Source organism: Geodermatophilus sp. SYSU D01106 (genome assembly GCF_054049995.1).
The window spans coordinates 108,601-129,333 of the sequence record NZ_JBJGYM010000005.1 but is presented as its reverse complement, the minus strand read 5'-3'; the positions used below and the strand labels follow the sequence as shown (position 1 = coordinate 129,333).

General features: G+C 77.5%; 18 protein-coding genes. 8 read left to right on the top strand and 10 right to left on the bottom strand.

Annotation, left to right across the window (positions count from 1 at the left end; translation table 11 throughout):
* Positions 1–6: 6 nt before the first annotated feature.
* Together ACI78R_RS07480 and ACI78R_RS07475 are read right to left on the bottom strand one after the other, a co-directional pair.
* A complete protein-coding gene (locus ACI78R_RS07480) occupies positions 7–1,626 on the bottom strand; it encodes a GMC family oxidoreductase (protein WP_457040215.1) in 1,620 nt (539 codons plus the stop codon).
* Positions 1,623–3,161, bottom strand: coding sequence for an aldehyde dehydrogenase family protein (locus ACI78R_RS07475; protein WP_457040214.1), 1,539 nt, complete (start codon positions 3,159–3,161; stop codon positions 1,623–1,625). Before ACI78R_RS07475 ends, ACI78R_RS07480 begins: the two co-directional genes overlap by 4 nt.
* Before the next feature lie 63 nt (positions 3,162–3,224).
* On the opposite strand from ACI78R_RS07475, the gene ACI78R_RS07470 reads away from it, so the two are divergent.
* On the top strand, positions 3,225–6,215 hold the full coding sequence (locus ACI78R_RS07470; RefSeq protein ID WP_457040213.1) for a sacsin N-terminal ATP-binding-like domain-containing protein: 2,991 nt from the start codon (positions 3,225–3,227) through the stop codon (positions 6,213–6,215).
* A 15-nt stretch (positions 6,216–6,230) separates the two neighbouring features.
* Here ACI78R_RS07470 and ACI78R_RS07465 read toward each other — a convergent pair whose 3' ends face one another.
* Positions 6,231–6,599: a hypothetical protein gene (locus ACI78R_RS07465; protein ID WP_457040212.1), complete on the bottom strand. Its 369-nt coding sequence runs from the start codon at positions 6,597–6,599 to the stop codon at positions 6,231–6,233.
* 249 nt (positions 6,600–6,848) lie between these two features.
* Positions 6,849–7,157 carry a hypothetical protein gene (locus ACI78R_RS07460; RefSeq protein ID WP_457040211.1) on the bottom strand — a complete coding sequence of 103 codons (309 nt, stop codon included), beginning with the start codon at positions 7,155–7,157 and terminating at the stop codon, positions 6,849–6,851.
* A 238-nt stretch (positions 7,158–7,395) separates the two neighbouring features.
* On the opposite strand from ACI78R_RS07460, the gene ACI78R_RS07455 reads away from it, so the two are divergent.
* The 3 genes from ACI78R_RS07455 to ACI78R_RS07445 all read left to right on the top strand — a co-directional run bounded on the left by ACI78R_RS07455 (position 7,396) and on the right by ACI78R_RS07445 (position 9,938).
* Complete coding sequence (locus tag ACI78R_RS07455; protein ID WP_073420518.1) at positions 7,396–7,764, top strand: STAS domain-containing protein; 369 nt, start codon at positions 7,396–7,398, stop codon at positions 7,762–7,764.
* 66 nt (positions 7,765–7,830) lie between these two features.
* On the top strand, positions 7,831–9,069 hold the full coding sequence (locus ACI78R_RS07450; RefSeq protein ID WP_457040210.1) for an acetyl-CoA C-acetyltransferase: 1,239 nt from the start codon (positions 7,831–7,833) through the stop codon (positions 9,067–9,069).
* A gap of 107 nt (positions 9,070–9,176) precedes the next feature.
* A complete protein-coding gene (locus ACI78R_RS07445) occupies positions 9,177–9,938 on the top strand; it encodes an SDR family oxidoreductase (RefSeq protein WP_457040209.1) in 762 nt (253 codons plus the stop codon).
* Here the strand turns inward: ACI78R_RS07445 and ACI78R_RS07440 are convergent.
* The 3 genes from ACI78R_RS07440 to ACI78R_RS07430 form a co-directional block, all read right to left on the bottom strand.
* On the bottom strand, positions 9,935–10,795 hold the full coding sequence (locus ACI78R_RS07440) for a DUF1206 domain-containing protein (protein ID WP_457040208.1): 861 nt from the start codon (positions 10,793–10,795) through the stop codon (positions 9,935–9,937). The two genes, ACI78R_RS07445 and ACI78R_RS07440, sit on opposite strands and share 4 nt — an antisense overlap.
* Positions 10,792–11,631: a DUF1206 domain-containing protein gene (locus tag ACI78R_RS07435; RefSeq protein ID WP_457040207.1), complete on the bottom strand. Its 840-nt coding sequence runs from the start codon at positions 11,629–11,631 to the stop codon at positions 10,792–10,794. The genes ACI78R_RS07440 and ACI78R_RS07435 overlap by 4 nt, the downstream gene beginning before the upstream one ends.
* Positions 11,632–11,713: 82 nt before the next feature.
* Positions 11,714–12,556 (bottom strand): DUF1206 domain-containing protein, encoded by an 843-nt coding sequence (locus ACI78R_RS07430; protein WP_457040206.1) that lies wholly within the window; start codon positions 12,554–12,556, stop codon positions 11,714–11,716.
* A 118-nt stretch (positions 12,557–12,674) separates the two neighbouring features.
* Here ACI78R_RS07430 and ACI78R_RS07425 point away from each other — a divergent pair, with 118 nt between their 5' ends.
* Genes ACI78R_RS07425 through ACI78R_RS07415 form a run of 3 tightly spaced genes read left to right on the top strand, consistent with a single transcriptional unit; the run spans position 12,675 to position 16,291 of the window.
* Positions 12,675–13,340 carry a hypothetical protein gene (locus tag ACI78R_RS07425; protein WP_073420513.1) on the top strand — a complete coding sequence of 222 codons (666 nt, stop codon included), beginning with the start codon at positions 12,675–12,677 and terminating at the stop codon, positions 13,338–13,340.
* A 55-nt stretch (positions 13,341–13,395) separates the two neighbouring features.
* Positions 13,396–15,021, top strand: coding sequence for an SIR2 family NAD-dependent protein deacylase (locus ACI78R_RS07420; RefSeq protein WP_457040205.1), 1,626 nt, complete (start codon positions 13,396–13,398; stop codon positions 15,019–15,021).
* 37 nt (positions 15,022–15,058) lie between these two features.
* Entirely contained in the window at positions 15,059–16,291 is a 1,233-nt protein-coding gene (locus ACI78R_RS07415; protein WP_457040204.1) for a cytochrome P450, read from the top strand.
* A gap of 137 nt (positions 16,292–16,428) precedes the next feature.
* Here the strand turns inward: ACI78R_RS07415 and ACI78R_RS07410 are convergent, their stop codons facing one another.
* From ACI78R_RS07410 to ACI78R_RS07400, 3 genes are all read right to left on the bottom strand, one after another.
* Positions 16,429–18,756, bottom strand: a complete 2,328-nt coding sequence (locus ACI78R_RS07410) for a HelD family protein (protein ID WP_457040203.1) — start codon at positions 18,754–18,756, stop codon at positions 16,429–16,431.
* A gap of 98 nt (positions 18,757–18,854) precedes the next feature.
* The gene (locus ACI78R_RS07405; RefSeq protein WP_457040202.1) at positions 18,855–19,580 is read right to left on the bottom strand and encodes an alpha/beta fold hydrolase; all 726 of its coding nucleotides are present in this window, start codon (positions 19,578–19,580) and stop codon (positions 18,855–18,857) included.
* A 41-nt stretch (positions 19,581–19,621) separates the two neighbouring features.
* Positions 19,622–20,287: a hypothetical protein gene (locus ACI78R_RS07400; RefSeq protein WP_073420508.1), complete on the bottom strand. Its 666-nt coding sequence runs from the start codon at positions 20,285–20,287 to the stop codon at positions 19,622–19,624.
* Between the two features lie 248 nt (positions 20,288–20,535).
* Here ACI78R_RS07400 and ACI78R_RS07395 point away from each other — a divergent pair, with 248 nt between their 5' ends.
* Positions 20,536–20,667 carry a hypothetical protein gene (locus ACI78R_RS07395; protein ID WP_281248085.1) on the top strand — a complete coding sequence of 44 codons (132 nt, stop codon included), beginning with the start codon at positions 20,536–20,538 and terminating at the stop codon, positions 20,665–20,667.
* The last annotated feature ends 66 nt before the right edge of the window (positions 20,668–20,733 follow it).

The window sequence follows — 20,733 nt, the reverse complement described above, 5'->3', positions numbered from 1 at the left end:
GGCGGGTCAGGCGGTGGCGGCGAGGGCCGGGTCGACGGCGCGGCCGGCCAGGAGGTCGGCGGCGCGCTCGGCGATCATGATCGTCGGCGCGTTCGTGTTGCCGCGCACCAGCGTCGGCATGACCGAGGCGTCGACCACCCGCAGACCGGACAGGCCGTGCACGCGCAGCTGCGGATCCACGACCGCGTCGTCGTCCGTGCCCATCCGGCACGAGGACACCGGGTGGTACAGCGACTCGAGCGTCTCCCGCACCTTCGCCCGCAGCGCCTCGCGCCCCGTCGCGGCCCCGCCCGGTGACCACTCCCCGGCCAGCACCTCCGCCAGCGGCCCGACCGAGGCGATCTCCCGCGCCTTCTCCACGCCCGTCACCAGCGCGTCGAGGTCGCGCTCGTCGGTGAGGTAGCCGGCGTCGATGGCCGGTGCCCACGTCGGGTCGGCCGAGCGCAGCCGCACCGAGCCGCGCGAGTGCACGTGCACCAGGACGGCGGCCGCGGTGAACGCGTCGACGTCGGGGTCGACCTCCGCCTGCCGCCAGAACTTGACCGGCAGGAAGTGGTACTGCAGGTCGGGCTGGTCGAGGTCCGGCCGCGAGCGGGTGAACAGCCCCGCCTCGGCCAGGTTCGACGACAGCGGCCCGCGCCGGGCGCCGAACCACCGCGCGTAGCCCGACGGTGACTCCGCCCGCAGCAGCGACTTCCCGGACCGCACGTCCCAGATGACCGGCACGAGCGGGTGGTCCTGCAGCCCGCCGCCGACACCGGGCAGGTCGTGGACGACGTCGACGCCGACCTCCCGCAGGTGCGCGGCCGGCCCGATGCCCGAGAGCATGAGCAGCTGCGGCGAGTTCACCGCGCCGCCGCAGAGCACCACCTCGGCCGACGCGTGCGCGGTGTGCACCTGCCCGCCGCGCCGGTACTCGACGCCGGTGGCCCGCCCGCCGGAGACGAGCACCCGGGTGGTGAGCGCGCCGGTGAGCACGGTCAGGTTCGGCCGGCCGAGCGCGGGGCGCAGGTACGCGTCGGCGGCCGACCACCGCCGGCCCCGCTTCTGCGTCACCTGGTACTGGCCCACGCCCTCCTGGGCGGCGCCGTTGAAGTCGTCGTTGCGCGGGTGGCCGGCGGCGACCGCCGACTCGACCACCGCCCGCGTCCACGGGTGCGGCGATCGCAGGTCCTCCACCCGCAGCGGCCCGCCGACGCCGTGGAAACGGTCGGCGCCGCGCGCGTTGTCCTCCATGCGGCGGAACAGCGGCAGCACCGCGTCGTGGGACCACGACGGGTCACCGGTCAGCTGCGCCCACTCGTCGTAGTCGGCGGCCGCACCCCTGATGTAGATCATCGCGTTGATCGACGACGACCCGCCCAGCAGCTTGCCGCGCGGCCAGAACAGCTCCCGGCCGCCGAGGGCCGGCTGCGGCCCGGTCGTGTAGTTCCAGTCCCGCCGGGTGCGCCAGACCTTGTACATCGCGGCCGGGATCTGCACCTCGAGGACGTCGTCGGACCCGCCGGCCTCCAGCAGCAGCACCCGCACCGAGGGGTCCTCGGTCAGCCGGGCGGCCAGCGCGCAGCCGGCCGAGCCCGCCCCGACGACGACGACGTCGAAGCCGTCGCGCACGCCAGCGGTCACCGGTGCCGCCCGTGCACCATGCCCATGACCCGCGCGAGCGCGTCGGCCGCGGCCGGCGGGCGGGTGAACGACATCAGGTTGACCGGCAGGGCGTAGCGCTGGCGGGTGATCGCCTTGGCGCGGGTGAACTCCTTGAGCCCGTCCTCGCCGTGGATCCGGCCGAAGCCGCTCTCGCCCACGCCGCCGAAGGGCAGCGCCGGCACCGAGGCGAAGGTGAGCACGGAGTTGACGCTGGTCATGCCGCTGCGCATCCGGCGGGCGAGGTCCATCGCCCGTGCCCGCGACCGGGAGAACACCGCCCCGGCCAGCCCGTACGACGTCGCGTTCGTGCGCTCCAACGCCTCCTCGGCGTCGCGCACCCGGGTGATCGTCAGCGTCGGGCCGAAGGTCTCCTCGCGCACCGCCGCCGACGACTCCGGCACGTCGAGCAGCACGGTCGGCGCCACGAACCCGCCGTCCAGCGTCCCGCCGAGCACCGCCCGCCCGCCCGAGGACGTCGCGTCGTCGAGGTGCCGGCGGACGACGTCGGCCTGCGAGGCCATCGTCATCGGCCCGTACGCGGCCTCGTCGTCGGACCCCGGGCGCAGCCCCTGCACGCGCTCGGTCACCTCGGCGACGAACCGGTCGTAGACGGGGGAGGCCACGTACACCCGCTCGATGCCGATGCAGGTCTGCCCGGCGTTGCTCATGGAGCCCCAGACGGCGGCGTCGGCGGCGGCGGCCACGTCGGCGTCGTCGTCGACGATCATCGCGTCCTTGCCGCCGAGCTCCATGAGCACCGGCGTCAGCGTCTCGGCGCAGGCGGCCATGACCGTGCGGCCGGTGGGCGCGGAACCGGTGAAGGCCAGCTTGCCGACCCCGGCCCGGCACAGCGCCGCGCCCGTCTCGCCGTACCCGGTGACCACCTGGAGGGCGTCGGCGACGTCGGGGACGGCGGCCCGCCACGCGGCGGCCAGCCACGCGCCGACGGCGGGGGTGTGCTCCGACGGCTTGAAGACGACGGCGTTACCGGCGGCCAGCGCGTAGGCGATCGAGCCCATCGGCGTGAACACCGGGTAGTTCCACGGGCCGATCACGCCGACGACGCCGAGCGGCTGGTACTCCAGGTACGCGGCGTGGTTGGCCGCGAGCATCCCGGCGCGCACCCGGCGCGGGCCGAGGGTCTTCCGCGCGTGCGCCCCGGCCCAGGCCAGGTGGTCGATCGCCAGGGTGATCTCGAGGATCGCGTCGGCGTGCGGCTTGCCGTTCTCCCGGTGCACCAGGTCGGCGAGCTCGTGCATGCGCCGGGCCAGGTAGCCGCGGTAGGCGGCCAGCCGCTCGCGCCGGCCGTCGAAGCCGAGTTCCGCCCACCGCTGCGCGGCCGGGCGGGCGCGCTCCACGGTCTCCCGGACGGCGTCGGCGTCGTGGACCGGGAAGACGCCGACGACCGCGCTGGAGGCCGGGTTCGTCGACTCGAAGGTCTCGGTGGTGGCGTGCCGGTCGACCGTGCCGGCGGCGGCGTCGGTGACCGTGTCCAACTGCTCGGCGAGCGACATGTGGCGCAGGTTACCCCGCAAGTTACCGGCGCGTAGGTCCGGTCCGGGACCCATGCTCGGACCGTGTCCGACCCCTTCGACACCGCCGCGCTCCGCCGCCGCGTGCTCGCCGCGTGGGGCGACTCCCCGGCGCGGTTCCGCGAGGACGCCAACGCCGAGGAGGACCTCGTCCGCGGCGGCTACCGCGACCGGCTGCTCGTCGAGCTCGCGCAGAACGCCGCCGACGCCGCCGTCCGCGCGGGCGTCCCGGGCCGGCTGCGGCTGGAGCTCGCGGCCGTCGGCGGCGGGGGAGAGGTGCTGCACGCGGCCAACACCGGGGCGCCGCTGGACGCCGACGGCGTGGCCGGGCTGGCGAGCCTGCGCGCGTCGGCGAAGCGGGACCAGGAGGCCACGGTCGGCCGGTTCGGGGTCGGCTTCGCCGCGGTGCTCGCCGTCAGTGACGAACCGGCCGTGCACTCGCTCTCCGGCGGCGTGCGGTTCAGCGCCGGGCGCACCCGGGCCGAGGTGGCCGCCGTCCCCGCGCTCGCCGGGGAGCTGGCCCGCCGGGAGGGCGCCGTGCCGGTGCTGCGGCTGGCCTGGCCGGCCGAGGGCGCGCCGCCGGAGGGCTTCGCCACCGAGGTCGTGCTCCCGCTGCGCGCCGGCGCCCGGGCGGCGGTCCGCGCCGCGCTGCAGGACCTGGAGGCCGAGCTGCTGCTCGCCCTGCCGGGCCTGCGGGAGGTCGAGGTCGTCGTCGACGGCGCCGTGCGCACGCTCGCCTGCACCCGCACCCCGCCGCTGGCGCGCGTCCGCGACGGCGACCGCACCACCGTCTGGCGGCTGGCCGAGCGCAGCGGCGAGCTGCCCGCGGCGCTGCTCGCCGACCGGCCCGTGGAGGAGCGCACCCGGCGCGGCTTCACCGTCACCTGGGCCGTGCCGCTCGACGACGACGGCCGCCCGGTGCCGCCGCCCGGACGCCCGGTCGTGCACGCGCCGACCCCGAGCGACGAGCCGCTGTCGCTGCCGGCCCGGCTCCTCGCCCCGTTCCCGCTCGGGCCCGACCGGCGGCACGTGGCGCCCGGGCCGGTCACCGCCGCCCTCGTCGACGCCGCCGCCGCGGCCTACGCCGACCTGGTGACCGCCCTCCCGCCCGACCCGGCCGTGCTCGCGCTCGTGCCGCGCGTCGGGCTGGCCGCCGCCGAGCTCGACGCGGACCTCGGCTCGGCCGTCCTCGACCGGCTGCGCGCGACCGCCTGGCTGCCCGTCGCCGACGCCGGCACCCGCCGGCCGCCCGGCCGCGCCGCCGTCCTCGACGACGACGCCGGCGACCGCGTCGGCGCCCTCACCGGCGTGGTGCCCGGGCTGCTCCCGCCCGGGTGGGCCCGCCACGACGCCGCCCCGGCCCTGGCCGCGCTCGGCGTCCGCCGGGTGGGACCGGCCGGCGTCGTCGAGGCGGTCGCCGGCGTCGCGCGGCCGCCGTCGTGGTGGGCGCGGCTCTACGCCGCGTTCGAGACCGCCGACCGCGAGGAGCTCGGCGCGCTGCCGGTGCCGCTGGCCGACGGCCGCACCGCGCCCGGCCCGGCCGGCGTGCTGCTCGCCGGCGACGACCTCCCGGTCGGCCGGCTCGGGCCGCTGTCGCTGCGCATCGCGCACCCCGACGCCGTCGCCCCGCCCGCCGCGCGCCGGCTGCTCGAACGGCTCGGCGCCCGGCCGGCCACCGCCGCCGCGGTGCTCGCCGACCCGGCCGTGCGCGCCGCCGTCGAGGAGTCGGTCGACGCCGTCGACGAGGGCTTCGACGACGGCGACCCCGCCGACCTCGCCGACGCGGTGCTGGCGCTGGTCGCCGCGGCCGGCGCGGCACCGGGCGAGCTGCCGTGGCTCGCCGAGCTGGCCCTGCCCGACGACGACGGCGCCTGGGCCCCGGCCGGGGAGCTGCTGCTGCCCGGGGCGCCGCTGGCCGCGGTGCTCGGCGACGGCGCGCTCGGCACGCTCGACCCGGACTTCGCCGCCGCGCACGACCCCGCCGCGCTGCGGGCCGCGGGCGTGCTGTCGACCTTCGCGCTGGTGCGCGCCGAGGACCCCGACGACCTCGACGTCGACGGGGCGGGGGAGTGGGCCGACGCCGTCCTCGACCGGCTGCCGCCCGGGACGCCGCCGTCGTGGCCGCCGCTGACCACCGTCCGCGACCTCGACCTGGTCGCCGACTGGGCCGGCGCGCTGCCGCTGCTCGCCGCGCTGCCCGACGAGGCGTGGGCCGACGTGGTGCTCGACACCGTCACCGTGCCCTGCCACCTGCGCTGGTGGCTGGCCACGCACCCGGTGCTCGACGGGCAGCGGCCGGGCCGGCTCCGCTCCCCCGCGAGCACGCAGCTGCAGGGGCTGTACGAAGCGGCGCGGGCCGCGCCGGAGGTGCTCGCGCGGCTGCGGCCGCCGGCCACCGTCGACGACGTGCTCGCCGACCCCGACGCCGCCCTCGACCTGCTCGGGCGGCTCGGCGACCCGGCGCGCACGGTCCCGGCGGCGGTGCTGCGCGACGTGCACGCGCGGCTCGCGGCGGCGCTGGACGGCCTCGACGTCGAGCCCCCGGAGCGCGTCCGGGTGGCGCCGGACCGGGTCGCCGACCCCGGGCGCGAGCCGGTCGCCGTCCTCGACGCGCCGTGGTTGCAGCCGCTGGCCGACGGGCCGCTCGTGCCCGCCGGCGGCGCGCCGGGCGCGGTGGCCGACCTGCTGGACCTGCCGCTGCTGAGCGAGCGGGTGCGGGCGGCGGTGGAGAGCGCGCCGGAGAGCCGGCACGCGTGGGCGGACCTGCCCGGCGCGGATCTCGCCGCGGCGCGGCTCGGGCTGCCGGGGCTGGCGGGGGAGGTGGAGGTGCACGCCCCGCTGCTCGCGGGCGGCCGGCCGGTGCCCTGGTGGCCCGGGACCGACGGGGGCCCCGACGCCGTGGACGGCACGCCCGCCGCGCTCGGCCGGGCGCTGGCCTGGCGGCACGGGGCGTGGCCGCTGCGTCAGGCGCTGGCCGAGGCGTTCGCCGAGCCCGGCCGGTCGGCCGACCTCGCCGCGGAGGACGGGGTCGGCTGACCGGCCGAGGACGGATCAGTGCCAGCGCGGGGCGGCCATCGCGCCGGGCGCGTGCCCGTGCGCAGAGGTCCGCCCGCCGACCCGCCGGCCGGCGGGGCCGCCGGCGGAGGGGGCCGGCGCGGTGGCCCGCCAGCACTCGTACAGGGACTGCCACTGGCCGGCCGTGAGCGCGGACGCCCGGGTGGTCGGCGGCAGGCCCGCCGTGCGCAGCCAGCGGATGCCGGCCGTGCCGGGGAGCACCGAGCGCAGGACGGCGCCCAGCGCGGCCGACGGCGAGGCGAGCACGGCCGACGCGAGCCGGTCGAACGCCGCCCCGTCGTCGGCGGGCAGTGCGGCGCGGGCGGCGGCGGCCGCGGGGGACAGGGGACGCAGGGGACGTGACACGGGGGCCTCCGGGTGGAGGTCGGACCGGCCGCGGGCAGCCGGCAGCCAGGCAGGGACGCGCCCGGGGGACGGGCGGGAGGGGAGCGGGGAGCCGGGGCTCGACCCGCGGGCGTCAGCGAGGACGCGGCAGGACTCGGTCGCGGGAGGACTCAGAGGCGCATGACGACGACCGTAGGACCACCCCGCGGACGCCGTCCACGGATTTACCGGGCCCCCGCTGCCCTCCGGGCGTCCCGTGCCCGGTCGCGCTCAGTCCTGCCGGGACCGGCGCGCGGCCTTCTCCGCCTGGCGGGCCTGGTGGGCCTCCCAGCGCTGCCGGTCGCGGGCGCGGACATCGGCGTTGCGGTCCCACTTGTCCTTGCGCCGGCGGGAGCGGTACAGCTCGCGCTCCTCGAAGTCGGGGTGGCTGTCCCAGTCGCTGGCCATCCCCAGCACGACGAGGAGCACGAGCCCGAACACGACCAGGCCGGCGGCCACGATCACGTTGCCGATGGCGACGAACGCGGCGACCGAGACCGCCGCCCAGACCACGCCCGCCAGGGCCAACCGACCGTTCACGGCGACCAGTATCCCCGCCCCCGCGGAGGAGGCGGTCGCCGTCGTCCCGCCGCAGGTGGACGGCCGGTGTCGCGCGGTGGACACACCGGCGGGACCCTTGCGTCCCACCTGCCCCGGGCCTACCGTCCGAGGTGCGGTTCAACATCAGCCGTGCTCGTCCGTCCCGGACTCCGCGCTTTGGTACGGCTCCCCAGCCGCTGTCCTCCGCACGGGTTCGCCCTCGACCGAGAGGCGCACCGTGACCACTGTCTCCCCTGGGCCCACCAGCGAACTCCTCGCCGTCGACGCCATCCCGGTGGACGGCGCCGTGCGCATCGTCTGCGCCGGCGAGGTGGACTGCTCCACCGCCCCGGCCCTGCGCCGGGCGCTCGACGGTGCCTTCGCCGACCGCCCGCGCCGGGTGACCGTGGACCTCGAGGCGGTCACCTTCCTCGACTCCGCCGGCCTGTCCGCCCTCGCCGTCGCCCACCGCACCGCCGACCAGGCCGGCGTCCCGATGCGCGTCCTGGTCGCCACCCGCGCGGTCACCCGGGCGCTGCAGGTCACCGGCCTGTGGGACCTGCTGGGCTGCGAGACCGTCCACCCGGGCACCGCCGGCGCCGCCTGAACCCGGCCGCGACCTGGCTGCGCGGCTCCCTGAGGCGGAGAGCACACTCGGCGTCGGTGCGGGACCGTGCCCGCCGGAGCCGAGGAGGACGCCGTGCGTGACGCGGTCATCTGTGAGCCGCTGCGGACCCCGGTCGGGGGTTTCGGGGGGTCCCTGCGGGACGTGCCCGTGCAGGACCTCGCCACCACCGTCATCGAGGCGCTCATGCAGCGCACCGGCCTCCCGCCGGAGTCGGTCGACGACGTCCTGCTCGGCCACTGCTACCCGACCATGGAGGCACCGGCGATCGGCCGGGTCGCCGCGCTGAACGCCGGGCTGCCGGTGACCGCCTCGGGGCTGCAGATCGACCGCCGCTGCGGCTCGGGCCTGCAGGCTGTCCTCTACGCCGCCATGTCGGTGCAGACCGGCGCCGCCGACGTCGTCCTGGCCGGCGGGGCGGAGTCGATGAGCAACGCGCCGTTCTACTCGACCGCCATGCGCTGGGGCGTCAAGGCCGGCCCCGGCGTGCTGCTGCAGGACGGCCTGGCCCGCGGTCGCGTCACCGCCGGCGGCGTCAACCACCCGGTGCCCGGCGGCATGCTCGAGACCGCCGAGAACCTGCGCCGCGAGTACTCGATCAGCCGCGAGGAGCAGGACGAGTACTCCGTCCGCAGCCACCAGCGCGCCGCCGCCGCCACGGCCGAGGGCCGCTTCGCCGACGAGGTCGTCCCGGTGACCATCAGGGGCCGCAAGGGCGACACCGTCGTCGAGCGCGACGAGCACATCCGCCCCGACTCGAACGTCGAGACCCTCGCCAAGCTCCGCCCGATCATGGGCAAGGACGACCCGGAGGCCACCGTCACCGCCGGCAACGCCAGCGGGCAGAACGACGGCGCCGCCGTCTGCGTGGTCACCTCGCCGGAGAAGGCGGCCGAGTACGGGCTGCGGCCGCTGGCGCGGGTCGTGTCCTGGGCGGTGGCCGGCGTCCCGCCGCGGACCATGGGCATCGGCCCGGTGCCCGCGACGGCGAAGGCGCTCGAGCTGGCCGGCCTGAAGCTCTCCGACATCGACCTCATCGAGCTCAACGAGGCCTTCGCCAGCCAGGTGCTCGCGGTGACCCGCGAGTGGGGCTTCACCGAGTCCGACTCCGAGCGGATGAACGTCAACGGCTCGGGCATCTCCCTCGGCCACCCGGTCGGCGCCACCGGCGGGCGCATCCTCGCCACGTTGACCCGCGAGATGGACCGCCGCGGTGCCCGCTACGGCCTGGAGACGATGTGCATCGGCGGCGGGCAGGGCCTGGCCGCGGTCCTCGAGCGCGTCTGAGCCGCTGGCTGTAACACTCCTCCGACATGTGACACCCTCGCCCGGCGTGTCCGGGGGCTGCCCGGCATGATCGGCCGGCAGCCCCCGACCCCGAGGAGAGCCTCCCCATGAGCGAGTCCCCCGCCCGCGTCGCGATCGTCAGCGGCGCCGCCCGCGGCATCGGCGCGGCCACCGCGCTGCGCCTGGCCGCCGACGGGTTCGCCGTCGCCGTCCTCGACCTCGACGAGGCCTCCACCGCCGACACCGTGCAGGCCGTCGAGGCCGCCGGCGGGCGGGCGCTGGGGGTGGGGGCCGACGTCGGCGACGCCGAGCAGGTCCAGGCTGCCGTCGACCGGATCGCCGCCGAGCTCGGCCCGCCCGTCGTCCTGGTCAACAACGCGGGCGTCACCCGCGACAACATGCTGTTCAAGATGACCGACGCCGACTGGGACCTGGTCATGCACGTGCACCTGCGCGGCTCGTTCCTCATGGCGCGCGCGTGCCAGAAGTACATGGTGGATGCGAAGTGGGGCCGCGTGGTCAACCTGTCGAGCACCTCGGCGCTCGGCAACCGCGGCCAGGCCAACTACGCCACCGCCAAGGCCGGCCTGCAGGGCTTCACCAAGACCCTCGCCATCGAGCTGGGCAAGTTCGGCGTCACCGCCAACGCGATCGCGCCGGGCTTCATCCAGACGGAGATGACGAAGGCGACCGCCGAGCGGATCGGCCGCGACTGGGACGAGTACGTGGCCGAGCGGGCCGCCGCCATCCCGGTGGCCCGCGCCGGCACGCCCGAGGACATCGCGCACACCGTCTCGTTCTTCGTCAGCGAGGGCGCGGGCTTCGTGTCCGGCCAGGTCGTCTACGTCGCCGGCGGCCCCCGCACCTAGGACGACGGGTCGCGGTCGGGGTAGCGGGCGCGGGCCAGGGCGTAGACGCCGAACGCGGCGAAGCCGGCCGCCACGACGGCGAGCAGCGCCGGGCCCGCGCCCGTGCGGCCGATCGCCGTCATCGCGCCGTCGAGGCCGGTGGCGGTGGAGACGTCGGCCGTCGTCGCGGCGCGGAACAGCAGCACGCCGACGACGCCGAACGCCACGCCCTTGGCCGCGTACCCGACCCGGCCGATCACCTCGATCACCGGCTCGAACCGGTCGGGGGCGGCGGGCAGGTCGACGTCCTTCATGAAGCCGCCGGTGGCCCCGCGCCACAGCGAGTAGAGGCCGAGGGCGACGATGCCGACCGCCGCCGCGCCGACGGCCACCGCGCCGCCGGGCACCTCGAGCGTCTCGCCGGTGAGCTCCCGCAGCCGCGCGCCGGCCTCGTACTCCGCGCCGACGGCGAACAGCAGCGCGGTGACCCCGAGGACGGCGTAGACGGCGGACTTCGCCAGGCACTTGGCGCAGACGACGGCGGCGCGGAGCCGGTGCGCTCCGTCGAGGACGCCGTGCCACCACAGCAGCACCTCCCCGGCCTGCCACAGCGCCAGCGCGAGCAGGCCCAGCCCGATCGCCCAGAGCAGCACCCCGCCGCCGGGCGTGCCGGCCACCGCGTGCAGCGCGCCGGTCTGGTCGGCGTCGGCCTCCTCCGCCCCGCGGGACACCCGCCAGGTCAGCCAGGCGATGAGCAGGTGCACCACGCCGTAGGCGACCAGCCCGACCCGGGCGAGCGCGCGCAGGACCGGGTGGTCGGTGACCTCGCGGGCGGCGGTGACCGCGCGGTGCACCCGGGCGAGGAGACCGCCCGTCACGTCCGCTCGGGGTAGCGGGCCCGGACGAAGCAGAAGGCGCCGAACGCGGCGATGCCGAGCGCGACCAGGGTGAGCAGGACCCGGCCGAACGGCGCGTCGAGGATGGTGCGCATGGCGCCGTCGAGGCCCGAGGCCTTGGCGGGGTCGAAGGTGACCGCGGCCCAGACGAACAGGACGCCGACGACGCCGAGCGCGACGCCCTTCGCCGGGTAGCCGACCTGACCGAGGCGGGTGACCGTCCGGCGCGCCGACTGCGGCGCCGAGGACAGGTCGACCTGCTCGAGGAACTTCTTCGTCACGCCCTTGACCACGTGGTAGATCCCGACGCCGACGACGACCAGGCCCACCAGCCCGACCAGCCAGCGCCCGGCGGGCCAGCCGAAGACGCCGGCCGCGGTCTGCTGCTGCTGGCCCGAGCTCGACTGCCCGCCGCCGGTCGCGGCGCGGAACGCGGTGACCGCGAGGACGAGGTAGACGACGGCCTTGGCCACCGCTTTGCCCGAGCGGCCGAGCGCCTTCTTCCGCTGGTCGCCCGACGCCGACCAGCCCGACCGCCAGCGGAACACCTCCGCGGCCTGCCACAGCGCCAGCGCGACCAGGCCGATCGCGAGCACCCACAGCAGCGGCTTGCCCACCGGCGACTCCGCGAGGGTGGCCAGCGCGCCGGACTGGTCGGCGGACTGGCCGCCGCCGCCCCACGCCAGCTGCAGGGACAGCCAGGCGATGAGCAGGTGGACGACGCCGTAGGCGATCAACCCGACCCGGGCCAGGTTCTCCAGTGCGTCGCTGTTGCCCGCGCGGCCGGCCGCGCCCGTCACCGACCCCGTACCGCTCATCGTCTGGCCTCCCGTCGTCGCACCCCCGTGCGCCGTTCAGCGTGGCACGGAGACGATCACCGCGCGGGTCGAGCGCGCGGGCTCAGCCGACGGGGTGCCGGGCCCGCGCCAGCAGGTACACGGCGAAGGCGGCCAGCCCGGTGGCGACGACGGTCAGCGCGGCCGGGCCGACCGGCGAGGTGGCCACCGTGCGCAGGGCGCCGTCGAGGCCGGTGGCGCTGTCGGCGTCGACGGTGACCGCCGCCCAGCCGACCACCGCGCCCACGAGCACGAGCGCGACGCCCTTGAGCACGAACCCGGCCTGGGCCGCGCGGTGGGTGAGCGCGCGGAGGGCCGGGGTGACGGTGGACAGCTCGATCTCGCCCAGGAAGTCCGACCGCCAGCCCTTGCGCACGTGGTAGGCGCCGATGCCGACCACGACCAGCGCGACGGCGACCACGAGCACCTGGCCGCCGGGCCAGCCGAGCACGCCGCGCACCGTCTCCTCCTCCTCGCGGCGCCCCGACCGGTCGCCCAACGCGGCGCGGACGGCGGAGACGGCGAGGAACCCGTAGAGCAGCGCCGTCCCGACGGTCTTGCCCAGCTGCCCGAGCGCCTCGCGGCGGCGCGGTCCCGGCGGTGGCACCCCGCGGTGGTGGCGCAGCACCTCCACCGCCTGCCACAGGCACAGCCCGGCCAGCGACGCGGCGAGCACCCAGAGCAGGCCGTCGCCGAGTGGGGACTCGGCCAGGACGTCGAGGGCCCCGGCGGAGTCGGCCGAGCGCCCGGCGGTGCGTGCCCGGCCCGGGCCCCACGCCAGCTGCAGCGCGAGCCAGGCGACGAGCAGGTGGATGAGCGCGTAGCCGAGCAGGCCGGCGCGGGCGGTGTGGCGGAGCGCTGGACTCCGCGCGGCACGCCGGACGGCGGGGGCGACCTCCTCGGCCACGCGCCTCCCGTCGTCCCGTGCCGCGGTGGGCTGCGCGGCCGGTGCAGCCTCGCACGTCCTCGCCCCGCCTGCCGGGTGCGCCGCCACCCCGGCCGGCGGATGCGGGACACTGGCCTCCGTGGCGACCCCGACGGCAGCACGCACGGCAGCAGGTACGGCAGCAGGGACCCCGGGACGGACGGCGGCCGCGCCGACCGAGCAGGAGGCCGCCCGCCGTGCCTGGCCGCTGCGGGCCGCCCTCGGCGTCGCGCTGCTCGTCGTCGCCGTCGTGGCCGTCGTCGCGGTGCTGACCGGCGACCTCGGCGCCCGCCTGCTGCTGGGTGCCCTGGGCGTGCTCGCCGCCGCCCGCGGCGCGCAGCTGCTCCGGGCCGGGACGGCGCTGCCCGGCGGGCTCGCCGTCGCCGGGGGACTGGCCGCGGTGGCCGTCGCCGTCCTCTCCGCCCCGCTCACCGGGTGGGTGCTGCTGCTCGGGGTGCCGCTGGCGCTGGTCGGCGCGGCCGCCGTCGCGCTCGCCCGCGGGGGCGCCGCCCGGCGGGGCGGGCTGGCGCTGCTGGTGTGGGCGCTGCTGGTCGGCGGCCTGCTGGCCGCCACCGCGCTGGTGCAGGGCACCGGCCGCGCGGCCGACGTCGCCACCGTCGTGGCGGCGCTGGCCACCGGGGTGGCCGGGGTGCCGCTGCTGGTCGCCGCGGCCGGGCTGCGCACGGTGGCGCGGCAGCCGGCGCCCGCCCGCCCGCTCGGCTGCGGTGGCTGCGCCTGCTCGGCCGGGGGCTGCGGCAGCGCCTGAGGCGGAACGCCCCGGTCCCGTTCCGCCCCGGGGGCGGGGTGGGTAGGGGAGGGGCGTGAGCGGACACGTCTTCGTCGTCGGCGCCGACCTCACCCGCCTGACCTGCGACGACGTCCTGGTGCCCACCGGCCGCACGCTGCGGGTGGCCGCGAGCTGGCGGGACCTGCTCCCGGCCGACCTGGTCGCCGAGGAGGACCACGAGGGCGTCTGCGTGGACCTCGCGTGGTCCGGCGACGAGCGGGTGCTGGCCGTGCCGGGGGAGGGCCCGCGCCAGGCGTGGCTGCTCGACACCGTCGACGACTGCGGCCGTGGCCTGGACTGGCTGCTCGACGGCGCCCGGGAGGCGCTGGCCGCCGTCGCCCGCCGGGAGGTGACCGAGCCGGTGCACGGCCGGGCGCGCCGGCTGGTCGGGCTGCCGGCGCTGGGCACCGGCTGGGGCGGCGCGGCCGGGCGGCGCGGGGACCTGCTGCAGCAGCTGCTGCCGGTGCTGCGCGAGGCCGCCGACGAGCACGGCTTCGACGTCGCGCTGGTGCTGCGCGGGCCCAGCGACCTCGCCGCCGCCCAGCGCATCCGCCGCGGCGAGGACACCGGCTGGGACCTGCCGGACACGCTGCGCACGCTCGCCGAGCAGCTGGGGGAGCGCGCGCGGCGCGGCCAGCTGGCGCTGTTCATCGGCGCGGGGGTGAGCGCCGCGGCCGGCCTGCCCACGTGGGAGCAGCTGCTCGGCGAGCTCGCCGGCCGCTCCGGCCTCGACGAGGACCTGCGCGCCGGGCTCGCGCAGCTGCCGCCCCAGGACTCCGCGGCGCTGCTGGCCCGCGAGCTCGGCCGCGACCGGCTGCAGGAGTTCGTGCAGGACCGCTTCGGCCCCGGGCCCTACGCGCTGGCGCACGCGCTGATCGCCGACCTGCCGGTGCAGGAGTTCGTGACGACGAACTACGACCCGCTGGTGGAGCTCGCCGCCGCCGACATCGGCCGGGAGCTGTCGGTGCTGCCCTACGACGAGGCCCGGCCCGGCAAGCCGTGGCTGCTCAAGCTGCACGGCGACGCCGCGCACCCGGAGAGCGTCGTCCTCACGCGCGAGGAGTACCTGCAGCTGGGCGACTCGCGGGCCGCCCTGGCCGGCGTCCTGCACTCGCTGCTGCTCACCCGGCACGTGCTGTTCGTGGGCACCTCGATGCTCGACGACGACCTCATCCGCATCGCCCACCAGGTGCGCAGCGCCGTCTCCGGGCCGGGCCGCGAGCCCCGGCACCGCACCGGCACCGTGCTCGCGCTCCGGGAGGACGCCGCCCGCAGCCGCCTGTGGGAGCAGGACGTGGAGACGGTCGCGATGTCGCGCGGCAGCACCCCGCCCGCCGAGGCCGCGCGTCGGCTCGAGGTGCTGCTCGACCTCATCGGCTGCCTGTCCACCCCGCCCACCGGCTACCTGCTCGACCCCGCCTACCGCGGGATGCTCGACGCCGACGAGCGCGACCTCGCCGAGGCGCTGCAGCAGGTGGCCGCGCGGCTGCCGGAGGGCGTGGCGACGACGTCGGCCGCCGCCGAGGTGGGCGCGCTGCTGCGCCGGCTCGGGCACGGGCGGTCGGCGGGGCGCCGCGACGACGCGGACGCCTCCGACGGCCCCGCCGACGCCGCCAGCGAGCCGCGCGACGACCGCCTGCAGTCCCAGCGCCCCGGCTGAGCGGTTGGCCGCCCGCCGTCCGGGGCACCGCGGACGCATGCGTCTCGAGAACTCCCTGGCCCTGCTCGCCAAGGGGTACGCCTGGTTGCCGGACCTGCGCCGTGCCCGCGGCGCGCAGGCGGTCGGCACGCGGCTGGGCGGCCTGCCGGCGGTGGGCATCGAGGGTCCCGACGCCGCCCGGTTCCTCTACGACGAGGACCACGTGCGCCGCTCGCACGCCATCCCCGAACCGGTGCAGGGCACGCTGTTCGGCAAGGGCGCCGTGCACACCCTCGACGGCGAGGCGCACCGCGTCCGCAAGGCGATGTTCGTGGCGATGCTCATGGACGGCGCCGGCATCGACGCCCTCGCGGAGCGGACGGCGGCCGCCTGGGACGACGCCGTGCGCGACTGGGCCACCCGGCCGCAGGTGGTGCTCTTCGACGCCTCCGCCGAGGTGATCGCCGGGTCGGTCACCCGCTGGGCCGGCATCCCCGTGACCGACGCCGAGGTGCCGGCCCTGACCCGGGACCTGCTCGCGATGGTCGACGGCTTCGCCACCGGCGGGCCCCGGCACTGGCGGGCGCGGCGGGCACGCGGCCGGCGCGAGCGCTGGCTGGCCGACGTCGTGCAGCGCGTGCGGGCGGGAGAGCTCCCCGCGCCGGAGGGCTCGGTGCTGGCCGTCGTCTCCGCGCACCGCGACGCCGACGGCTCGCTGCTCGACCCGCGGGTGGCCGCCGTCGAGCTGCTCAACGTCATCCGCCCGACGACGGCGGTCGCCTGGTTCATGGCCTTCAGCGGGCACGCGCTGGCCCGCTGGCCCGGGTACCGCGGGAAGCTCGCCTCGGCCGACCCGGGGTTCGCCGGGGCGTGGGCGCACGAGGTGCGCCGGTTCTACCCCTTCGCGCCGTTCATCGGCGGGCGGGCGCCGCAGCGGCTGGAGTTCGGCGGGCAGACGATCCGGGAGAACTCGATGGTGCTGCTCGACCTGTACGGGCAGAACCACGACCCGGCGCTGTGGGAGGAGCCCTACGCCTTCCGGCCCGAGCGGTTCCTCGGCCGGGAGATCGGCGCGTTCGAGCTGGTGCCGCAGGGCGGCGGCGACCCGCGCACCAACCACCGCTGCCCGGGCGAGCAGATCACCATCGCGCTGCTGGCGACCCTCGCCCCGCGGCTGGCGGCGGCGCCGGTCGACATCCCGGAGGACCAGGACCTCACCATCGCGCTGCACCGCATCCCGGCCCGCCCGGCCAGCGGCGTCGTCCTCCGACCGGCGGCCACGACCTCCTGAGCGGCCCTGCCTCCTGAGCGGCCCTGCCTCCTGAGCGGCCCCGGCCACCGGGACCGCCCGGGAGCAGGTGCCCTTCCCCGAGCGCAGTCGTGCTCTGCCCCGTCTCCGTGGGCAGAGCACGACTCCGCTCGAGAGGACTAGGCCGCCGCAGGCTCCAGCGCCCCGAGCACGGCCGGCAGCGGGCCGGGGGAGAGCACCGTCAGCCGCTGGGTGGCCCGGGTCAGCGCCACGTACAGGTCGTTGAGTCCGCGTACGCCCTCGTCGAGCACGCCCTGCGGGTCCACGACGACGACCGAGTCGAACTCCAGCCCCTTGGCCTCGCCCGGCAGCAGCACGACCGGCCCGAGCGAGGAGTCGGCGTCCGGGCCCGACTGCACGTCCGGTCGCAGCTCCGCGAGCGCCGCCACCACCTCGTCGCGACGGCCCGGCGGCACGACCAGCGCCGTCGTCCCCTCGCCGGCGGCCAGGTCCGCCCCGACCGACGCCGCCCGCGACGCCAGGCCCGACTCGCCGGTCACCTCCGCGACCGGCGGCGCCCCGCCGGTGCGCACCGACCGCGGGGGAGTGAGGCCGGTGCCGGTCGCGGCGAGCACGTCGGCGGCCACGGCCATCACCTCGGCCGGCGTCCGGTAGTTGACGGTCAGCTCCTCCAGCCGCCAGGCGTTGCCGACGTGCGGGGTGAGCACCGCCTCCCACCGGTCGGTGCCGGCCAGGCTGCCGGTCTGGGCGACGTCGCCGACGACGGTCATCGACCGGGTGGGGCAGCGGCGCACCAGCAGCCGCCACGCCATCGGCGAGAGCTCCTGCGCCTCGTCGACCACCACGTGCCCGAAGGTCCAGGTGCGGTCGGCGGCGGCCCGCTCGGCGGTGGTGCGCAGGTCGACCTCGCGCTGCCGGTCGGCGAGGTCCTCGGCCGACAGCAGGTCGCCGGCGCTGAGCACCTCGGCCTCCAGGTGCTCGTCCTCGAGGTCCACCGACCGCGAGCCGTGCAGCACGTCGAGGGTCTCCTGCGCCCGCCGGAGCGCGCGCTGCCGGTCGCGGTCGGCGCGGGCCCGCTGCGCGCTGTCGTCGAACCCGAGCAGCTCCTCGGCCTCCTCGAGCAGCGGCACGTCGGCCGGGGTCCACGCCGCCGGGTGGGCGGATGACGGGCGCGGGCGGTGCAGCAGCGCCCGGTCGGCGTCGGACCAGCCCGCGGTGGCCGTGGCGATCCGCGCGGGGTCGGCGTAGAGGTCGGTGAGCAGTCGCTCCGGCGTGAGCACCGGCCACAGCCGCGCGAGCAGCGAGCGCACGCCGGGGTCCTGGGCCACCTCGCTCCGCAGGGCGGCGACGTCCTCCCGGTCGAGCAGGTCGGGCCCGGCCTGCACTCCGGCGCCGATGCGGTCGACGTAGCGGCGGGTCAGCAGGTCGACGACCCGGCGCACGAACACCGGCCGGGCCAGGTTGTGCAGCGGGTCGGCCTTGCGGGCGGCGGCCTGCGCCCGGCTGACGTCGATCGGCCGCAGCTTGAGCGGGAAGCCGTCGACGACGACCTCGACCGGCGCGTCGGGCACCACCTGGCGGTCGCGGACGGCGGCGCGCAGCACGTCGACCATCTCCAGCCGGCCCTTGACCGCCGCGGTCTCCGGCGACTCCTCGCCGCGCGCGTCCAGGCCCGGCCGCAGCTGCCCCAGCCCGGCCAGCAGCACGCCGGTCTCGCCGAGGGAGGGCAGCACGTCGGCGATGTAGCGCAGGAAGGTCGGCGTCGGACCGACGACGAGCAGCCCGCGGCGGGCCAGCCGCTCGCGGTGCGTGTAGAGCAGGTAGGCCGCCCGGTGGAGCGCCACCGCCGTCTTGCCGGTGCCCGGCCCGCCCTGGACGACGAGCACGCCGGCGGCGTCGCTGCGGATGATCCGGTCCTGCTCGGCCTGGATGGTGCGCACGATGTCGGTCATCCGGCCGGTGCGCGAGGCGTCCAGCGCCGACAGCAGCGCCGCCTCGCCGGTGAGCCCCGACCCGGCGATGCCGGTGGTGAGCAGCTCGTCGTCGAGGCGGACGACGGTGCGCCCGCGGGTGCGGATGTGCCGGCGCCGGACGATGCCCAGCGGGTGCACCGGCGTGGCCACGTAGAACGGCCGCGCCGCCGGCGCCCGCCAGTCGACCAGCGCCGGGTCGCCGCCCGCGTCGTCGGCGGGCAGGCCGATGCGGCCGACGTAGAGCGCGCCGCCGTCGTCCTCGCGGTCGATGCGGCCCACGCACAGGCCAGCCTCGGCCGCGTCGAGGGCGACCATCCGCTCCCCGTGGAAGCGGACGGTCGCGTCGCGCTCCTGCAGCGCCTGCGGGTCGACGGCGGGCCAGGTGATCGCCTGCCTCCACCGCTGCTCGGCCAGGGCGCGGGCGGCGTCGAGCCGGGCGTAGAGGTCGCTGACGTACTCCTGCTCGCGGGCCAGTTCTGGGTCGGGGACGACGTCGGACGGGGTGGCCGGCAATGCACTTCCCTCGTGCTCGGGGTGGCGATCGGACCGCGCGGTACCGGATGACCGGCACCACGGGCGGCCGTCCATCCTGCGCCGTCGCGGGCCGCGCGTCACGCGTGTGGGCGTGTCGTCTCCCGCACGAGCCCGTCCAGGCGTTCCGCCAGCTCGGCCGGCCGGCTCAGCGCGCACAGGTGGCCGCCCGGCACCTCGTCGACGTCGAGACCCAGCCGCTCGCGGGCCACCCGCCGCTGCAGGGCGGGCGGGAAGAACCGGTCGTCCCGCCCGGCCAGCACGCGGGTGGGCACGGCGGGCCAGGCGGGCAGCGGCCACGGCTCGGTGAACGGCGTGCCCGACTGCGCGAACGGCTGGTCCGCGCCGGCCGCCCAGACCTCCGGCGGGACGTCGTGGGAGAAGTCGCTGTCGGGGTCGTCGTCCTCGGGGCGCCCCTGCGCCCGCGCCAGCTCGGCGCGGGCGGCGGCCTGGCCGACCGCCTCCCACCACTGCCCGCCGGTCTCGCCGGGCCGCGGGACCATCGCGTTGAGCAGGACCAGCAGCCGCACCGGCCGGCGCGCCGCCACCAGCGGCGCGCTCAGCCCGCCCATCGACTGCCCGACCACGACGACGTCCCCGTCGACGTCGCCGTCCCGGGGGCTCCCGGCCGCCGCGTCCAGGGCGGCCGTCGCCACCGCGGCGTAGCGCTCCAGGCCCGCGGCGTCGTCGCCGGCCGGCAGGTCGACGGCCACCGCCCGGTGCCCGCGGCTCTCCAGCTCGGGGACCAGGCGGTGCCAGTACCAGGCGCGGCCGCCGGCGCCGGGGACGAGGAGGAGGGTGCTCACGTCCTCCCGACCGGCGCCGGCCCCCGGACTCATCGGCCCGGTCAGAACAGGGTGCGCAGGGCCTCGGCGAAGGCGTCGGACGCGGCGTCGTCGTCGGCGGAGTTGCCGGAGAACTCGACCGTGCCCGACTCCGGGGCGGCGATGCCGGTGCTGCCGTTGTCGTGGTCGCCGGTCAGGCCGTAGCCGTACTCCACGCCGACCTCCCAGTAGGCCCAGCCGTCGGCCTCGGCGAAGACGTAGGTCACCGTCGCGTAGGCGTAGGAGGAGGGCACGGCGGCCTCCGACCAGTCGGCGTAGCCGTCGTCGTCGTGGTCGTAGGCCACGGCGTCGATGAAGCCGTCGTAGTCGCTGTCGGCGCCCCACACGTCGGGCAGGCCGTTGTAGGTCGTGTCGACGCCGACCTCCTCGCTGTAGCCGTCCTCGTCGCTGTCGAAGGCGAACGTGTCGGCCCAGCCGTCCCCGTCGGTGTCGACGGCGACCTGCTCGACGTAGCCGTTCTCGTCCCAGTCGATCGCCCAGGTGTCCTCGTACCCGTCGCCGCTGTCGTCGAAGGCGTACTGGTCGTAGTAGCCGTTGTAGTCCGTGTCGTAGGCGTTGTAGGCGTAGGAGTCGGCCGACGCGGTGCCGGCGGTGGCCAGGACCGTGGCCATCGCGGCCACGGGGACGGCGGTGCGGAGCAGCGTGCGGGTCAGGCGGGTGCGGGTCATGGCAGTGCCTCCTCGGTGGGGAGCCGTGGTCCGGCTCGCTGGGGAGGACGCTCCCGCCCGCCGCCTGCAGGGGACTGGGCCGCGACTGGGGAGCCGGCTTGCAGCCCGTTCCCAGTGCGCCGCCAGCGCCCCGTGGCGGGATGGACGCGGAGTCAGGGGAGATCCGGAACCTTCCGCAACCCGCAGGACATCTCCCCGTCATCCCGGCTGCCTACCGTCGGGGGCTCCCGGACGACAGGGGAGAAGAGATGACCACGACCGTCACCGAGCGACCGACCGAGCGCACCACCGACCGGGCCACCTGGTCCTGCCCGAACTGCCAGGGCGAGACCACGACGGCCAAGAAGCGCTGCCGCGACTGCGGCACCTCCCGCTGGTGAACCCGGTGCCGGGCCCGTCGTCGCGCCCGGCACCCGGCTCCCGGCGTCCCCGCCCCGGCGCCCCGG

Bases quoted from the DNA above. Each gene is read 5' to 3' on its own strand.
- ACI78R_RS07475 (WP_457040214.1), bottom strand. From the start codon at position 3,161: ATGTCGCTCGCCGAGCAGTTGGACACGGTCACCGACGCCGCCGCCGGC.
- ACI78R_RS07400 (WP_073420508.1), bottom strand. From the start codon at position 20,287: ATGACCCGCACCCGCCTGACCCGCACGCTGCTCCGCACCGCCGTCCCC.
- ACI78R_RS07395 (WP_281248085.1), top strand. From the start codon at position 20,536: ATGACCACGACCGTCACCGAGCGACCGACCGAGCGCACCACCGACCGG.
- ACI78R_RS07445 (WP_457040209.1), top strand. From the start codon at position 9,177: ATGAGCGAGTCCCCCGCCCGCGTCGCGATCGTCAGCGGCGCCGCCCGC.
- ACI78R_RS07415 (WP_457040204.1), top strand. From the start codon at position 15,059: ATGCGTCTCGAGAACTCCCTGGCCCTGCTCGCCAAGGGGTACGCCTGG.
- ACI78R_RS07435 (WP_457040207.1), bottom strand. From the start codon at position 11,631: ATGAGCGGTACGGGGTCGGTGACGGGCGCGGCCGGCCGCGCGGGCAAC.